The sequence below is a fragment of the Pseudomonas sp. MF5691 genome, assembly GCF_016405645.1.
In the GTDB taxonomy this organism is placed as follows: Bacteria; Pseudomonadota; Gammaproteobacteria; order Pseudomonadales; family Pseudomonadaceae; genus Aquipseudomonas; species Aquipseudomonas shahriarae.
In genome coordinates this window covers 1-17,061 of record NZ_JAEKDC010000045.1, presented here as the reverse complement: position 1 = coordinate 17,061, position 17,061 = coordinate 1, and the positions used below count along the sequence as shown (strand labels likewise).

The 17,061-nt window shown below is 59.0% G+C and carries 9 protein-coding genes, 2 rRNA genes and 1 pseudogene; 5 read left to right on the top strand and 7 right to left on the bottom strand.

The window, feature by feature from the left end; translation table 11 throughout:
* The first annotated feature begins 1 nt into the window (after position 1).
* The 3 genes from rrf (JFT44_RS28165) (at position 2) to JFT44_RS28155 (ending at position 2,486) form a co-directional block, all read left to right on the top strand.
* Positions 2 to 117 (top strand): 5S ribosomal RNA (gene rrf / locus JFT44_RS28165).
* A 109-nt stretch (positions 118 to 226) separates the two neighbouring features.
* Positions 227 to 342, top strand: a 5S ribosomal RNA gene (rrf, locus tag JFT44_RS28160).
* Positions 343 to 605: 263 nt separating this feature from the next.
* Positions 606 to 2,486, top strand: coding sequence for a methyl-accepting chemotaxis protein (locus JFT44_RS28155; RefSeq protein ID WP_057441336.1), 1,881 nt, complete (start codon positions 606 to 608; stop codon positions 2,484 to 2,486).
* Positions 2,487 to 2,537: 51 nt separating this feature from the next.
* On the opposite strand, the gene JFT44_RS28150 is transcribed toward JFT44_RS28155, so the two are convergent.
* The 5 genes from JFT44_RS28150 to JFT44_RS28130 all read right to left on the bottom strand — a co-directional run bounded on the left by JFT44_RS28150 (position 2,538) and on the right by JFT44_RS28130 (position 9,344).
* Positions 2,538 to 2,999 (bottom strand): SRPBCC family protein, encoded by a 462-nt coding sequence (locus JFT44_RS28150; RefSeq protein WP_198831473.1) that lies wholly within the window; start codon positions 2,997 to 2,999, stop codon positions 2,538 to 2,540.
* A gap of 22 nt (positions 3,000 to 3,021) precedes the next feature.
* On the bottom strand, positions 3,022 to 6,411 hold the full coding sequence (locus JFT44_RS28145; protein ID WP_198831472.1) for an amino acid adenylation domain-containing protein: 3,390 nt from the start codon (positions 6,409 to 6,411) through the stop codon (positions 3,022 to 3,024).
* Positions 6,408 to 7,355 (bottom strand): diiron oxygenase, encoded by a 948-nt coding sequence (locus JFT44_RS28140; RefSeq protein ID WP_198831471.1) that lies wholly within the window; start codon positions 7,353 to 7,355, stop codon positions 6,408 to 6,410. The genes JFT44_RS28145 and JFT44_RS28140 overlap by 4 nt, the downstream gene beginning before the upstream one ends.
* Positions 7,352 to 8,122, bottom strand: a complete 771-nt coding sequence (locus JFT44_RS28135; protein WP_057957929.1) for a DUF3050 domain-containing protein — start codon at positions 8,120 to 8,122, stop codon at positions 7,352 to 7,354. Before JFT44_RS28135 ends, JFT44_RS28140 begins: the two co-directional genes overlap by 4 nt.
* Before the next feature lie 511 nt (positions 8,123 to 8,633).
* Positions 8,634 to 9,344, bottom strand: a complete 711-nt coding sequence (locus JFT44_RS28130; protein WP_057957930.1) for a GntR family transcriptional regulator — start codon at positions 9,342 to 9,344, stop codon at positions 8,634 to 8,636.
* A gap of 276 nt (positions 9,345 to 9,620) precedes the next feature.
* Here JFT44_RS28130 and lapG point away from each other — a divergent pair, with 276 nt between their 5' ends.
* Positions 9,621 to 10,313, top strand: coding sequence for a cysteine protease LapG (gene lapG, locus JFT44_RS28125; RefSeq protein ID WP_057441344.1), 693 nt, complete (start codon positions 9,621 to 9,623; stop codon positions 10,311 to 10,313).
* A gap of 14 nt (positions 10,314 to 10,327) precedes the next feature.
* Positions 10,328 to 12,274 carry a cyclic di-GMP receptor LapD gene (gene lapD, locus JFT44_RS28120; protein ID WP_198831470.1) on the top strand — a complete coding sequence of 649 codons (1,947 nt, stop codon included), beginning with the start codon at positions 10,328 to 10,330 and terminating at the stop codon, positions 12,272 to 12,274.
* A gap of 14 nt (positions 12,275 to 12,288) precedes the next feature.
* Here the strand turns inward: lapD and JFT44_RS28115 are convergent, their stop codons facing one another.
* Positions 12,289 to 12,627: a hypothetical protein gene (locus tag JFT44_RS28115; RefSeq protein ID WP_057441348.1), complete on the bottom strand. Its 339-nt coding sequence runs from the start codon at positions 12,625 to 12,627 to the stop codon at positions 12,289 to 12,291.
* 160 nt (positions 12,628 to 12,787) lie between these two features.
* A pseudogene (locus JFT44_RS28110) lies at positions 12,788 to 17,061 on the bottom strand (LapA family giant adhesin); the annotation flags it as partial.

Genomic DNA, 17,061 nt, shown 5'->3' with positions numbered 1-17,061 from the left:
TCTTGACGACCATAGAGCATTGGAACCACCTGATCCCATCCCGAACTCAGTAGTGAAACGATGCATCGCCGATGGTAGTGTGGGGTTTCCCCATGTGAGAGTAGGTCATCGTCAAGATTAAATTCCAGAACCCCTGTTTGCTAACGCAAACAGGGGTTTTGTTTATGTAGAAGTCCATGAATTTCACCGGACCGTTGCTAGTGCAACGCTCTGGTACACAGAATTTCTTGACGACCATAGAGCATTGGAACCACCTGATCCCATCCCGAACTCAGCAGTGAAACGATGCATCGCCGATGGTAGTGTGGGGTTTCCCCATGTGAGAGTAGGTCATCGTCAAGATCAAATTCCGAAACCCCCGTCTGTTAACGCAGACGGGGGTTTTGTCGTTTTGGGGGCTTATGTGTCCTCTGCTGACCGCCTGTCAGTTTCCTGCATAAAAAGAAGATGTATCCCACAAATTCCTAAGATTTATCCAACCTTGGCCGAAAGCCTGATGAGCCATGCGTGCACTGAAATAGAGCGGTCGTAGAGTCCGCCTATACCGTACATGGAACGTTGCATTCGGCACGCTCACCCCCTTTTGGCAAAAAGAAGTCGATGAAATGAATCTCAAGTTCAGTCATAAAATTCTGTTGGCCGCGTCAGGCGTTGTGGTTTTGGCCTTCGCGCTGTTTACGTTGTACAACGACTACCTGCAGCGCAACACCATCAGGCAAAATCTGGAGTCATCTATTGAGCAGTCGGGTGACCTGACTGCCAGCAGTGTGCAGAACTGGCTCAGTGGCCGGATACTGGTCCTGGAGAACCTTGCGCAGAACGTTGCTCATCAAGGCGCAAACGCCGACCTCCCCGGCCTGGTTGATCAACCGGCGTTCACCTCGAACTTCCAGTTCACCTACGTTGGCTCAACCAACGGTGTCTTCACTCAGCGTCCTGACGCAAAAATGCCTGAAGGCTACGATCCGCGTCAGCGCCCGTGGTACAAGCAAGCGGTCGCTGCCGACAAACCCATGCTGACGCCGCCTTATATGGCCGCCGTCGGTGGTTTGATCGTCACCATCGCGATGCCGGTCAAGAAAAATGGTGAGCTGCTGGGTGTAGTGGGTGGCGACTTGAGCCTGCAAACCCTGGTGAAGATCATCAACTCGGTGGACTTCGGCGGGATTGGCCACGCGTTCCTGGTCAGCGGCGATGGGCAGGTAATCGTCAGCCCTGACCAAGAGCAGGTAATGAAAAACCTCAAGGATATCTACCCAGGCAGCGGTGTCCGGATTGAGAAGGTTAATCAGGATGTCGTCCTCAATGGTCAGGACCGCATCCTGTCCTTCACCCCGATCAGCGGCTTGCCGGGTGCAGATTGGTACATAGGCCTGTCGATCGACAAGGACAAAGCCTACGCCCCCCTGGGTAAATTCCGCACCTCCGCTTTGATCGCGATGTTTATTGCCGTCACAGCGATTGCCGTGTTGCTGAGCCTGTTGATCCAGGTGCTGATGCGCCCACTGACCACCATGGGCCGTGCGATGCAGGACATTGCCCAAGGCGAGGGTGACCTGACCCGCCGCCTGGTCGTGGAAAGCAAAGATGAATTCGGTGAGCTGGGTAGTGCGTTCAACCAGTTTGTCGAGCGTATTCATGCCTCGATCAGCGAAGTGTCTTCGGCGACCAGGCATGTACACGATCTTTCCCAGCGCGTGATGGCATCGTCCAACGCCTCGATCATCGGCTCCGACGAGCAGAGCGCCCGTACCAACAGCGTTGCTGCGGCGATTAACGAACTGGGTGCCGCCACCCAGGAAATCGCCCGTAACGCTGCTGACGCCTCGCAACACGCCAGTGGCGCCAGCGAGCAAGCCGATGACGGTCGCCAGGTGGTGGAGAAAACCATCCTGGCGATGTCCGAGCTGTCGCAGAAGATCAGCTTGTCCTGCACGCAGATCGAAACCTTGAATGCCAGTACAGACAACATTGGCCACATTCTCGATGTGATCAAAGGCATCTCTCAGCAAACCAACCTGCTGGCCCTCAATGCCGCCATTGAAGCGGCCCGTGCCGGTGAAGCCGGCCGTGGCTTTGCCGTGGTCGCCGACGAGGTGCGCAACCTGGCTCACCGTACCCAGGAATCGGCGGAGGAGATCCACAAGATGATCACCTCGTTGCAGATCGGTTCACGCGAAGCGGTCACCACAATGAACGCCAGTCAGGTGTCCAGCGAAGAAAGTGTCGAGGTTGCCAACCAGGCCGGTGAGCGCTTGATCAGCGTGACCCAGCGAATCGTCGAGATTGATGGCATGAACCAATCGGTGGCGGCAGCCACTGAGGAACAGACTGCCGTGGTGGAAACCCTCAATGTTGATATCAACCAGATCAACCTGCTGAACCAGCAAGGTGTGGCCAACCTCAACGAGACCTTGAAAGACTGTGACGCGCTGTCACAACAAGCCAATCGCTTGAAGCAGTTGGTCGACAGTTTCAAGATCTGATCACCACGGGGTAAATATGGCGTAGTGCAGCAGTGCACTGCGCCATTTTTTTCAGCCAAGCAACCGGCGTACGTTATCCAGCGCACTGTCGGCGAAGTCCTGGATAAACTGTTCAAACCCCTTTTTATCGCGGGCATCAACGGGCTCGGCGATGATGGTCCAGGTCGCCCGCGCTTGTTGCCCCTCAAGCGACTCAACAGCCATTGCCGCCCACAGTCGGGCCACGCCCAAGGTGTTATAGATCGTCGTCCAGGTCATGTGCATCGTCCGCGCATCGTGGCTGTTGAGCTGTTCCACGACGATATTGCCATCTTGGAACCATTTCTTGCGTAGCGATCCCACCCCGCTGCCCGTCATGCTGATACGGGCCAGGGCAGGAATGAACGCGTCAAATCTCTCGAAACGCCCCACGACCGCCCATAGCTCATCGGCGCTGCAGGCAATCACCACAGATGACACCACAGGCCTGCCCAGGGGGTTTTTGATCAACGTATCGGGTTGTAGCTGTCTCATAAGTATTTCCTGAAGGCGGGGGTCACAGAAAGCCGATGGCATTGAGGTATTGGCATCCTCTGCGTAACAACTCGGGTGCTTTTTCGGGGTACTGCACACCCATTTGTTCGACGCCATGGCGTGCGTTCTCATGGCGAATCATCGAAATATCGCCGATGTCTTCTCCCAGCCCATTGAGGTAGAACCCGAGCACACCGAAAAGGGCATTCTCGCGACCTACTTCGCGCAGATGGTGCTGCCAATCCGCGACGCTCACCAACTCGAACGCATGACCTGCCTGGCGAAACGACTCCACGTAGGTTTCCCACCTCAGGGGCTGCGGATTGTGCAGGTTGAAGACGCTACGCTCGGCAACGTAGTTGCCACTGTGGAAGGCAATGAACCGTGCCAGGAAATCCACCGGCATCAGGTCGAAGTTCAAGCCCAGGCGTGGCACCCGGCCCAGCTGCAGCGATCCCTTGAGCATCAGCAGCAGGCGGTTCTTGTGGGGTTGGCAGACACCGTTGTGGCTATTGAAACTGATGTTCCCGGGTCGATAGATATTGATCCAGGCACCTTGTCCGGCGGCACGCCCCAATAGACGTTCGGCCACCCATTTGGACAGGTTGTAGCCGTTCTTGATGTACAGCGGTGGGGTGCTTGCCGCCGGCGCTTCAAGCACTTGCCCGTCGGCCCCAACGCTACTCGACGCGGATAGTGTGGAGACAAAATTGAGCACCTTCTTGCAATGGGTTTCGCACAGGCGCAGGCATTCAATGACCGGCTCCACGTTGTCCTTGGCCAGCGATGCATAGTCCATGACGTGATTGACGTGGGCCGCGCTGTGTACCAGCACCCCGAACTGGCGGGCGAGGCGTTCATATGCCTGTGCCTCCAGGCCTAAACGAGGCTGGCGCAGGTCAGCGGTGTATACCCGTACGCGGCTCAGGTCCAGGTGTTCCAGGCGGTATTCACGCATGGCGTCGGCAAACCGTATGGCGGCCGATTGTCCTGGGTTTTCGCGAACCAGGCAGGCGACTTCTGTCGCTCCGGCCACCAGCAAGGCTTCGACGATATGTATACCCAAAAAGCTGTTGGCGCCGGTCACGATAGCCTTGTGGCGATCACCGGCACGCGCCCCTGGCAGCAGGGGCATATCCAGGGTGCGTAGTGCATCGCTTATCGCCCGGGCGGTGGGCGCCGTCCCCGGCGCGCTGTCGCCCATCAACGCCGCGAGTGTCTGCACCGTTGGCGCTTCGATAAACCGGTTGAGGGGCAGGCTGCGTCCGTACAACTCGCGAATCCGCAGGAGCATGGTCGAAAGCAGAATGGAGTGACCGCCGAGATGGAAAAAACTGTCGTCAGTCGAGATCTCGTTGACCGGCAACCCCAGCAGCTCACTCCACAGGTCCAGCAATTGCGCTTCCACCGGCGTTTGGGGGAGGCAATGGGGGTTATCCGAGACGGCCTGCACGACCAGTGCCTGTAATGCCTGGCGATCAACTTTGCCATTGCTGCCATAGGGCAGGCTCGTCAACTCAGTGCATACGGTCGGCTGCATATAGTCCGGCAGCGTTTGCCTGGCGTGTTGCTTGAGCGCTGCCAGGGCCGCGCCCGAATAGCTGGGATCAGCCTGTGCCACGAACACGAGAATTCTTCGCTCACGATTAATCACCACCGCCACTTGGCGAAACAATTGGCTGGCGCGCAAACACTGCTCAATCTCCTGGGGCTCGACCCGAAAACCGCGGATCTTCACCTGCTGGTCCTGGCGCCCGACCAGTTCGATGCCCTCTGCAGTCCATTTCGCCATGTCTCCCGTGCGATAGGTGCGCAGGGTTCGGCCATCAGGCAGCGCAAGGTGCACAAAGTGCTCGGCGGTCTGCCGTGGCTGGTTCACATACCCAAGGCTTACTCCAGGGCCTACGATGTACAGCTCGCCAACCACCTGATCCTCAACCGGTCGGCGCTGCTCGTCGAGGATCAGCACCTGACTGTTGGCGATGGGCATGCCGAGGTTGAGATTGCTGTCGTCAGCCCGCATCCGCCGGCTGCTGACCAGCACCGTGGCCTCTGTCGGGCCATACAGGTTGTGCAGGGCGCATTGCCCGGCCATTTGCTCAATGACATGGGGCTCACAGATATCACCGCCGGTCAGCAGGTGCTCCAGGCCCAGCGGCCGATCCATCGGCAGCAGGCTCAACAGCGCCGGCGGCAGGAAGGCATGGGTGATGCGCCGTTGCCGGATCAGTTCCACCAACTGGCGAGGGTCGCGACGCTGTTCTTCGCTGGGAACAATCAGGGTCGCGCCCTGGCTCAGGGCCGGAAAAAGGTCGATCAGTGAAGAGTCAAAACTCAAGGAAGAAAATTGCAGTACGCGGCTGTGCTCACTGAGCTCGACATACTGGCTGTACCACGCCGAGAAATGAGCCAGGTTCTGCTGGCTGAGCAAAACGCCCTTGGGCTGGCCGGTGGTGCCGGAGGTGTAGAGCACCATGCTGGCGCTATCAATCGAGGGTAACGTCAGGGCCAGGGGGCAGCGCTCGTCCATGTGCCGGCTGTCTATGCCGCTGACATCCACCCCAGTGAAATGCTCGCGCAACGGATGTTGGCCGTCATCGAGCAACACCGTGGCCCCTGCATTCTCCAGCATGGCCCGCTGGCGCGGCAGCGGATGGCTCGGCTCCAGTGGCAGATAGACCGCGCCGCAGCCAAGAATCGCCAGAATGCTGGCATACAACTCAACCGACTTGCCCAGGCAAATACCGACCACGGGCACCTGCCCAGGCCCGAGCAACGGCCGCAAAACCTGCTGGATCGCCAGGCTGTGTCGCAACAGGCGTCGATAACTCAGGCTGAGGCCGGCGATCTCCAGGGCCGGCCTATCGGTGAAGACCCGCAAGCTGTGCTCCAACTGTTTGACCAGCGGCGTCCGGGCTTTTTGCAGCAGCGCCGGCTCATCGGTCCGATTAAGTCGATGCAGGTAGGCCAGCCCCTCCAGGCCTTGCAGGCTTTGCTCTGGAAGGGGGGAGGCGCTCGCACGCTGGGCAAAATGTCCGGGGTTGCGCGCGAAGCCGCTGACCTGCCGCACAATCCACTCGACCAACTGTGTCACCACCTGGCGTCGCAGTTGTTGACCGTTGCCGCAGGCTGGCGGTGCTACATCCAGCACGGCCAGCAGTTGCGATACGCGGTCATAGCAGCGTATTTGCAGGGCCGGCAGGCCGCACTCGCTCAAGGGGCCGATGGCCAGGCGCAGGCTCATCACGACCATGCCGGGCGAATCCTGGGCGACGGGCTGAGTGCCGTCTTCAATCAGCAAGTCGATGGCCGGCTCCTGCGCACCAAGGTCATGACCATAGGGTTCCAGTGCCTGCGTCAGCTCGTGCAAGGCCGTACTGGTACCGATCAGCCTAATCCCAAGGCGTCTCATGACGGGCTCCCGGATACGGGCAGATACGCGCTCATCGCCTGGGCGACGCAGGGTGTTTGCAGCAGCCCGCTGCGGCGCAGGAAACCCATGATGTTGCTGATCAGCGGGTGCTGGCGGGTGATGGGAAAGGCCAGGGCATTTACCTCGACCCGCAAAGCTTCGCGGACGGAGGGACTGACATCCAGATGGTCGATCAACAGCAGGTCGAAGTCCCTTTGCAGGTCATTGGTCAAATAGTGCTGCAGGAAGATCGGCAGCATCTGGGCGAGACAGTGGCGGTCTGCTTCGCTTGCTGTTTGCCAGTAGAGCCGCACCAGGCCGGTCCAGAAGCTGGCGTGGCGGCCCTCATCAGCCAGGTGGTCGGCCATCAACCCCCTTACCGACTGTTTGACGCTGTCATCCTTGGCAAACGCCGCCACGTCATGGGTGACTGTGTTCTCGGCAATCGCCACGCCGATCAGCTCCACGGCATCACGCAGATGCGCCGGTACGCGGGCCTGCGCGCTGGGTATGGCACGGCTCAACTCGATGGCCGCAGGTAGCGCCAGCGGCGCAATACCCGTCTTCTCCTGCGTTTGCTGCATGAAGTCCAGGGCAACGAGGGCGTGGTAATCCTCATCGACCACCACGGTCATGGCGGCGTAGCGGCAGGCCACAGGGAAGGGGATTGAAAAGCGATTCTTGGCGATGCTCCTCGCGGTTTTATCGACGATCTCGGTTTCAAAGATCACCACGTCGTTGATGAATTTGTAGAACGTCTGCACCAGGACAAACTCGCGCCACTGCGGACAATGCTCCAGAAAGCCTGCACTGAGCACCAACGGTTGACGACATAGGGGATAGATCAACTTGTCGTCATCTTCCAGCAGGCGACGCGGGCGAGTACGGATGGTCGCCTGCTGCTCCCAGTCGGTCGCGAATGAGCGGTAGTCGGCAGCGGTCACAGGCTCACCTCCTGGCATCCTGCGTGCCGGCGCAGGCCGTCCCACAGGGCGATGCGGCTCTCTACGGCGCTGATGGCAGCATTCCAGGCCTGTTGTTCGCGCAGGGGATCTGCCTGGATCAGCCGCTGTAGCAGGTGTTCTGCGGCCGGTTCATGACCCTGGGCGTCCAGCTCGATGTGCCGCTGCAGGTAATAGCACAAGCTGGGGGCTTGCCGATGAGCGACATCGCAGCCTTCCAGGAGGCGCTTGAACATCGCCGGGATGACACTTTCGCGGCCATGCAGGAAGGTCGCGGCGACACAATGGGTCGGTGCGTTCAAGGCGACGTCCAGGGTGTGCCGCACAAAGCGCTCTACCGCAGGATCAATGGTGATCTGTGCCAAGGCGCTGTCGACGCTTGCTCCCTCACGCTGCAACGCGATGAATCGTTCGATGGTGATGGTGCAGGCTCCCACCTCGCGCATGGCCTCCAGATACAGTTCGAAGTGACTGCTGTGCCCGACGCCCTGGCGCTGGTCTGATTCCTCATCCAGGACAATTTCGTTGATCAGCCGCGCCGCCTGTGGGTCTGTCGGCGGCAGCCAGGGCAGGCGGATGCAGGTCAGGTCCTGTTGCAGGCGCTTGGTCAGGGTCATGAAGTCCCAGACGGCGAACACATGGTTTTGCATAAAGTGTTGTAGTTGCGGGAAAGAATTGATTTCCAGGAAAATCGGATGTTCATGTAATTGTTGTTTTTTATGTCTAAGTAGTTCTTGTAGTTGAAACATGGTTAATGCCTATAAGTCGTTATGTCGACTCAAATAAAAAGTTTGTTTAGAACCAAGCATGGGTTGTTGGCGAGTACTTCGTTGCCCGGCAAGCAACAGGTAGTGACAAAGCATCCTATTCTTGTTGGAGCGCGCGTCGTCCACAGCTATGCCCAAGCCTGTGCCTATGCTTTCGAATGAAGTGCCAAGACCAATTAAAGAATAATCACTTGGTTAAGTGTTCAAATACTTTCTGAGTTGTATAAGGTTTTTTTGCAGGAAGGGAAATGCTGCAGTTGAACTTACTGTTCAGGGTGGGAACTTTCCTTGTTGTTTGCGAGTTTTATGTGGGTGGACTTAACGGGCAGGGTTTGATCCATTATTGCTTTGCAACGCTGCAGGTTCCTATCGGTCGATATCGAGTCTGTTGGCGCAACCATCCAGGAGGGTGACGGCAGGCATGGACCGGCTTTGGGCGTGTGCGGCGCCTGGTCATCCAGGTCGCGCACTGGGCGGCTAAAGCCGGGAGAAGTCAACGCGGACCTTTGTCGTTGTCCTGTTCAATGCTGTTGAGGTATTGAGTGATCACTTCCATGCCGCGCATCAGGTGATTACGCAGCGTCAGCACGCTCTGCTCGACTTTTTTCTGCGCGACCAGATTCAGCAGCTCGCGATGGTCCTCCTGGGAGGTTTTGCCCAGTCCCATGGCTTCAAGGTTGAAGCGCAGGAACCGCTCCTCCTCGTTCAGCCCGTGTTCCACCAGGTTCAACAACCGCTGGTTGGGTGCCTTGCCATACAACGCCATGTGAAACAGGCGGTTGAGCCGGCCGATTTCGGTGTAGTCGGTTTCGCACTCAAGGGTGTCGATCAAGGCACCCGCCTGCTCGATATCGCTCTGGGTGAGTAATGGGATAGACAAGCGCAGTGCTTCCGACTCCAGGAGAATACGCAGGGCGTAGGTCTCCGCCGAGTTATCTTCAATCAGCGGAGCAACCACGGCGCCTTTATGGGTTACCACATGCAACAGCGACTGTGCCTCCAGCTGGCGCAGGGCTTCGCGCACCGGCATCCGGCTGACCCCGAACAGGCTGGCCAGCTCTTGCTGGCGCATGGCGGTGCCGCAGGGCAGGCGACCATCCAGTATGGCGTTGCGCAATGTTTCTTCAATAACGGAGCGCGCGAGGTGAGCGGGAATGGGCCCACTGATCTTGATGCTGCTCAAAGGGTTCGGCTTGTGCGTCACGACTACGCTATCCTCCTTTCTTGTTGGAATGGGTTATGGCTAATTGGATCCAAAGAACACTAGAGATTGCATGCAGGCTTGTCAAACAGGCAAAGTTTCCCTTTGTAAGCGACTCAACAGCGCGGTTTTACATCGCACATTATGGCTGGCGGGCGTCTTACAAGTGCGATTGCTTTAGCTGAGTGGACGCTGGGTGATTGCACTGTGCCATTGTCTTTTGCCGACTGACCCTTCACCATCGAATGATTCTCCGTCTCTTTCTACGGACTGAAGCCATTGGCGGTACGTTTTACTCCCTCGCGGATCCTGTGCTGGCTGTTTTCAGCGCTGCTGCTGGCTGGCTTATTGCCTGGCGGGCTGCATGCCGATTGGGATTTTTCCCAGATCAGCCGGCGCGCTACAGCGCTCTATGGACCGCTGGGCGCGGGCCAGCAGCGTATCGACGACTGGCAGCGGCTGCTGGCCACGCAAAAACAAGGCAGCGAGTTGGAGCAGCTCAAGGTGGTCAACCTGTTCTTCAACAAGCGGGTGCGCTATGTCGAAGATGTCGACTTATGGAGCCAGGTCGATTATTGGGAGACGCCCATCGAAGCCCTGTGGAAGGGCGCCGGCGATTGTGAAGACTATGCCATTGCCAAGTATTTCAGCCTGCGACACCTGGGCGTCTCCAGCGACAAATTGCGCATTACCTACGTCAAGGCATTGCGGCAGAATCGCGCCCATATGGTCTTGACCTATTATTCGACGCCAGAGGCCATGCCACTGGTACTCGACAGCCTGATCGACGAGATCCAGCCTGCCAGCCAACGGACCGACTTGCTGCCGGTCTACTCCTTCAACGCCGAAGGCTTGTACCTGCCCGGCGCCAAAGGCAACAAAAAGGTTGGCGACACCAAGCGCCTGTCGCGCTGGCAGGATGTGTTGAAAAAAATGCGGGCGGAAGGCTTCCCAGCCGAGCCGGCCAACTAGGAGTAACTGTTCAGATGTCACTGTTCAAACAGCTGTTGATCGCTATCTGTCTGTTCCTGGTGGTCGCCTTCAGCGGCAGCTTCATGGTCAGCCTGGAAAGTTCGCGTACCCAATACGTGAACCAACTGCGCTCCCACGCGCAGGACGCGGCGACCGCCCTGGCGCTGTCCCTGACGCCCAATATCGACGACCCGGCGATGGTCGAACTGCTGGTCAGCTCGATCTTCGACAGCGGTTATTACGCGAGCATCCGCGTGGTCGACGTGACCAATGACCAGGTCATCGTCGAGCGCAGTGGTATCCCCGACAACAACGGCGTGCCCAACTGGTTCGTCAAGTTGATCGGCCTGGAACCGGCCGGCGGCGACGCCCTGGTCAGCCGTGGCTGGGAGCAGGCGGCGCGGGTTGAGGTGGTCAGCCATCCGATGTTCGCCCTGGCCAAGCTGTGGCAGAGTGCTCTGGGCAGCCTGGGCTGGCTGCTGCTGTGCGGCGCCGTCAGTGCGGTGCTGGGTGCGCTGTTACTGCGCCGGCAACTCAAGCCTCTGGACTATATGGTCAAACAGTCCCATGCCATTGCCCGTCGTGAGTTCCTGAGCCTGCCGGATCTGCCGCGCACCCCGGAGCTGCGCCGCGTGGTACAGGCGATGAACCAGATGGTGGAAAAGCTCAAGGCGCTGTTCCAGGAACAGGCCGAGCGCAGCGAAAAACTGCGGGTGGAATCCTATCAGGACAACCTCACGGGCCTGGCCAACCGTCGTTATTTCGAGATGCAACTCAATGCTAGGGTTAGCAACCCCGAAGAAACCAGCTCAGGCTACCTGCTGGTACTGCGGGTCAAGGACCTGGCCGGCCTCAACCAGCGGCTCGGTGGCCAGCGCACCGACCAGCTGCTGCAGGCAGTCGGCGAACAACTGCTGCGCCAGTGCGAGCCGTACCCGGAAACCCACAACCTGATTACGCGCATCCGCGGCGGCGAGTTTGCCGTGCTGGCGCCGGGGCTGATGCGTGAAGAGGCGATGCAGTTGGCGCAGAACCTGGAAAGCACCCTGCAAAGCCTGCAAGCCACCGGCGCCAGTGACGTTTCGCCGGTTGCCTGTATCGGCCTGGCGCCGTTCAGTCACGGTGATTCCCCCCAGGCCCTGCTGACCCTGGCCGACCAGGCATTGGCCCAGGCCGAAACCCTGGGTGACGTGAGTTGGGTGTGCCTGGACCACAGCGCTGCCGCCAGCGTCGGCGACGATCATCATGCCTGGCACTCACTGCTGGACCAGGCGCTGAGCCAGCGACGCTTCGAGCTGTACTTCCAGCCGGTGGTGGCCACCCAGGATCCGCAACTGATCCTGCACTACAAAGTGCTCTCGCGTTTGGTGGACGATCAGGGCCACACCATCCCGGCCGGCCGTTTCCTGCCTTGGCTGGAGCGGTTTGGCTGGTCGGCGCGTCTGGACCGACTGATGCTCGAGCTGGTGCTCAAGCAGATGGCCAACCATGAACATTCGTTGGCCCTGAACCTGTCTGCAGCCACGCTGGCAGACCCCCAAGCCCTGAACCGCGTGTTCGACCTGCTGCGTCAGCATTCCAACCTGGGCCCGCGCCTGACCCTGGAAATCGGTGAAGAGCAACTGCCCGAACAGGCGGTACTGGAGCAGTTGACCCAGCGCCTGCGGGAGCTGAACTTCTCCCTCAGCCTGCAACGTTTTGGCGGGCGCTTCAGCATGATCGGTAACCTGGCGCGCCTGGGCCTGGCCTACCTGAAGATCGATGGCAGCTACATCCGCGACATCGACCAGGAAAGCGACAAGCGCCTGTTTATCGAAGCTATCCAGCGCGCAGCCCACAGCATCGACTTGCCGCTGATTGCCGAGCGGGTCGAAACCGAGGGTGAGTTGCAGGTGATTCGCGAGATGGGGATTTTTGGCGTGCAGGGCCAGCTGTTTGGCGAGCCGGCGCCCTGGCGCTGAGGCCGTGGCCGGCCTCAGATCAGGCCGGTCTCATCATCATTGATCAGGTGGCTCAGGCCACCCAGTGATTCCCGTGCGTGGCTGCGATCCTTGAGCTTGGCTTGCGCGGCAACCGGCAGGTCCGTGAGGTTGATCACGCCTTTCTGGATCAGCACCTGAATCAAGTCTTCCAGCACCCGAATCATCTCCGAGTCACTGTGCTTGAGCTGCTTGAGGCTCAGCTCCGCTTCTTCATTGGCAAACCAGGCCTGGATCTCATGATGATCCGCGGGCAGGGTGCCGGTCGATTCGGCGAAGGCAACCGCTTCGGCGCGAATCAGCTCACCCTGTGCATCACGTTGCACGTAGAACATTGAACATCCCTCATGAGGAGAACTGACGACAGCCTGTCAGCAGCATAGGCCAACGGAGCGCGATTGGACGTGAGTATGCCGTGCAATCGTTGCCCCATGCCAGTGAACGGTGGCCGCAAATGAATCGGCCGCCTCAAGAGGCGGCCGGTTCAGTGGTTCATTAGGAGTGATCGACCTTGATGGTCGGGTCAGCACCAGTGATCAACGAGTTGATCGATTGGCCAGACCAGTTGTTGCCTTCCAGCTTGATCGTCACATCCGCATTGGCCAGGCCGCCGTCAGCGTTGAGCTTGCCTTCGGAACTGATCTGCAGCGTGGTCACGTTATCCACCGTGGTCAACTTCAGGAAGTTGTCGATGGTGCTGTCGGTTTCGCCCTTGAGCAGGTCACGCAGGTCGATACGGTCGCCTTCCGAGGCCTTGAAGTCCTTGATCACGTCGTTGCCGACGTCACCGGATCTCCAGACGAAGGTATCGGCACCGGTGCCGCCGATCAGGATGTCATTACCCTGGCCGCCGATCAGCGTGTCGTTACCCGTGCCGCCCAACAGGATGTCGTTGCCCTTGCCACCGTCCAGGTAGTCGTTGCCGCCCTGGCCGAACAGGATGTCATCACCCGAGCCACCCAGCAGGGTGTCATTACCGTCTTTGGCACCCGAGGTGTTGAACTCGGTGTAATGCTCGGTGATGTACTTGTGCACATCCTGGCCGGTGACAGCAGCAACCGCCACGCCGTTTTTCCCTGCCACGTAGGTCTGGATGGCGTTATAGCCCTCGCCGGTAATGCCCGGGAAGCTCACCAGGTCGCCGAACAGGATATCGTTGCCGTCACCTCCATCGACACGGTCGGCACCCGGCAGGGTGGCCTCGCTGTGACCGAGGATGGCGTTGGCCAGGTCCTTCGGATCGATGTTGCTTTGTGGCTTGTTGTCGCTGTCGTACGGTGCCAACTGATTCAGGCTGATCCCGCTGTTGAGGCCGATGGCTTCTACGCCACCTGTGGACAGGCCCTTGAGCAGTGCGAACGCGTTCTGCGAGTTGCTGATGAGCGTTGGATCGTTGATGTTTGAGGATGAGGCTGTACCGTTGCCGCCAACGGACGACAACTCATAGGTGCCATCCCCTTGGGCATGAATGGTACCCAGGTTGGACTGCCCCCAACCCCACCAGTTGTAGGTCCCGAGGGTCACCGTCCCTACCGTATTGATGTCAAGGTAGTGCTCCGAATCGATAGTGATCCGCGTGGCGGTACCCAGGGTGTAGTTACTCATGTTGACAACATCGTCCAGCTTGACGTTGCCGTACAAGCTCGGATTGGTCTGCTCATAGCGCTGGTAGTACGTCGGCTGACCATCGGTGATGAAGTAAGTGGTGTTGATTGCATCCTTGTTGCCAGTCGCCTGGCCACTTTTGAAGAAGTTGGATGCAGCCTTGAACACGTCTTCGTAGTTGGTGCCGCCGGTCGACACCATCTTATCCAGGACCTTCTGCAGCGCATCCAGTGCACCCGGGTCTTTCAGGTTGACTGTAACCGTACGATTGACCTGGTCACTGAAGTCCGCCAGGAAGATGTTCACGGTGCCAGAGGTGCTGGAGCCGATACTGTTTTTCAGTGAGTTGAACACGGTGGTCAGCGAGGCTTTCGCCGCCGCTACCGAGTCCGAACCCATACTGCCCGACGTATCGATCATGAACGCGATGTTGTAGTTTTTGCCCTGGACCACGTTCAGGCCAGAAACGTCCGCCACGATGATGTCGTTGCCGCTGCTACCGGTGACGTTGTCATCGCCCGAAGTCGCCGTGCTCCCGCTATAGGTGGCCGGGTACACCTTGACTGGCACATTGGCAACGGTTGTGGCCGAGCCGCCGAGGCTTTCGGTGGAGGTCGACGTCACGGTCAGGTTGTACTGGCCGCTGGTGTAAGGCAGTGGTTTGAGGCTCAAATTATTGAGGTCCCAACCGGTGACATTGACTTCGGTCTGGCCATTGGTAGCCGTAAAGGTATGCCCGGCACCATCGCTGAGCACTGCGCCCACCGGGATGCTGCCGATCTTCACGCTCAGGGTTTCCGAGCCGTCGGTATCGGTCAGGCCAGTGGTGACCTTGGTCAGTTTGACCGTGCCGTTTTCCAGCCCTTCGTTGAGCTTATACGCGTCGTAGTAGCCCTGGCCGTTGGTGCCATGCAGGTCAGACACCTGGGCACCTGCGTTGATCAGGTCGTTGACCCCGGTGTAGATCGGGATGTTGGTATTACTCAGGTTCGTCGCCGCCCCACCGTTGATCGACAGGTTAACGTCATAGCCGCCGGCATTTGACTGGTTCGCATGGTAAATATCGATGCTGTAGTAGCCATTGCTGGTCGGGGTGAACGTGCCGCTGAACTGGCCGGAGTTCGAGCCCCAGGTACCGCTAGCCACGTCTTTGCCGCCGATTCTGATCAGGAGACTGTCATCGGCATAGCCGCTGAAGGTATAGGCCTTGCCGGCTTCCAGATAGATCAAGCCTGAGGTTTTCGACCCCGCGCCAGCTGGTACGTTGGCCGTCGACTCGACATTGGTCGAAAGCGTCGTGCTGTTAGGCGTACCCGCGTTATCGATCGCATTTTTCAGTGCGGTCGGTGTCGCGCCATTGCCGTTGGTGCCCAGGTTCGCAATGCTGTTCCAGCTCTGCTTGGTCAGGCCTACCGATGCGATGTTGTTATCGGCAACGCTCAACGTCGGCGCGTCCGCAACCGGGGTGATGTCGACTTTCACGGTAGCGCTGGTGCCCAGGTCCTTGCCATCGGTTGGCTGGAACTTGAACTGTGCGTAATCAGCCTGCTTGTTGCCCACACCGGTGCCGCCGTAGCCGTCGGCTCCGGATTCGTTGGCGTTTGGCGTGAAGCGCAACTGGCCGCCGTCGATCTGCGCCTTGGTGAAGGTCTGGCCGGCTGTCACGTTGGTCCAGGTAGTGCCGTCCGCTGCCAGGTACTGCAGCTTGCCGGCGACTGGCAGCTCGGTGATTTTCACCCCGAGGCTGGCCTGAGGGGAATCCACATCGGTGACCCCGAAATTGGCCCAAGTCAGCTTCAGCGATGTGTCTTCGGTGCCGGTGACGGCGCCGCCAGTGGCAACCGGTGCGTCGTTGACCGCCACTACGTTGACTGTGGTGGTCGCTACGTTCGAGTAGTTGCCGCCGTCGGTCACGGTCACGGTGATGGTCCGTGGCGTGGTGCTCGGGTCGTCGCTGCTGTTGCTGAACGTGATGTTCTTGATCTGCTGCATGTAGTCAGCCAGCGACGCCGTCCCGGTTAGGGTCAGGGTGATCTTGCCGGTGACAGGATCCGTGACCGAGGTCACGTTCATACCGCTGACCTTGCTGTAGTCCAGCACGTCGTTCGGCTGAGTATTGGTCAACACCACCGTGGCGCCAGTCAGCTGGGTGCTGTCCGGGTCGGTGATGCGGATGTCGGTGTCAGCAATCGACACGCCAGTGCCGCCTTCGGTGAACGTGGTCTTGAAGTCGTTCCCGGTGGCGCCGCTGGAGTTGTTGGCATCCAGGTCGATGGTCGGTGGTGCATCGTTATCGATGATCGACGTTTCGATTTTACCGTTGGTGGTGCTGACAACCAGGTTCTCGAAGTTACCGCCGGAGGTACCGGAGATACTGATCTCGAACTTCTCCGTAGGCTCGGTCAGCTTGTCGTCGATGGTCTTGATATCGAACGTCGCAGTGCTTTGGCCGGCTGGAATCTTCACGGTGTACACGCCGTTGAAGTCCGAACCGTCCTGGGCCACACCTTTATACGAGAGGGTCACCGTGACTTCGGTGGCTGCCGGCTGGGTCAGGTTCAACGTGTAATGAGCGGTCTGGCCTTCGGTCACCGAGGTATCGCCCGCGATACTGATCACGGTGTTGCTCGTCACGTCCGTCACCTTGGTGACTACCGGAGTACCGACCGGGATCAGGTTTTCATACTTGTCGCCACCGCTGACCACGTTAGTGATCTTCGCGGAAATATCCTTGGCGCCCACGTAGAAGTCATTCGGCGCGGTGAAGTTGGCGGTACTGCTGGTCTTGCCATTACCAATGGTAATGATCAAGTCGTTGTCCAACTTGATCACCAGGTCGGAACCCACGTTGGTCACGGCCGCACCGTTTTTGTCCACGAGGCTGGCGGTGTAGACGATCTGGCCACCTTCGGCGACGTTGGCGGTGGCGGTCAGCACAACCCTCACCTCGTCGATGGTGTCGTTGATGGTTGTGGTTGCGCCATCGCCAGCAACTACGAGCTTCTCGAAGTTGCCACCGTCAGTCCCGGTGATCTGAACGGTCTGGGTGCTCTTGTCGACGAACACGTCATCGCCAGGGGCATCAACGGTGACGGTACCGACGGTTTCACCGGCCTTGATGGTGATGGTCTGTTTGTTGTCCAGCGTCAGGGTGACGTCGGTAT

Excerpts from the sequence above, each read along its gene's own strand:
- JFT44_RS28150 (WP_198831473.1), bottom strand. The coding sequence starts at position 2,999 with ATGAGACAGCTACAACCCGATACGTTGATCAAAAACCCCCTGGGCAGG.
- JFT44_RS28145 (WP_198831472.1), bottom strand. The coding sequence starts at position 6,411 with ATGAGACGCCTTGGGATTAGGCTGATCGGTACCAGTACGGCCTTGCAC.
- JFT44_RS28115 (WP_057441348.1), bottom strand. The coding sequence starts at position 12,627 with ATGTTCTACGTGCAACGTGATGCACAGGGTGAGCTGATTCGCGCCGAA.
- lapD (WP_198831470.1), top strand. The coding sequence starts at position 10,328 with ATGTCACTGTTCAAACAGCTGTTGATCGCTATCTGTCTGTTCCTGGTG.
- JFT44_RS28135 (WP_057957929.1), bottom strand. The coding sequence starts at position 8,122 with ATGTTTCAACTACAAGAACTACTTAGACATAAAAAACAACAATTACAT.
- JFT44_RS28155 (WP_057441336.1), top strand. The coding sequence starts at position 606 with ATGAATCTCAAGTTCAGTCATAAAATTCTGTTGGCCGCGTCAGGCGTT.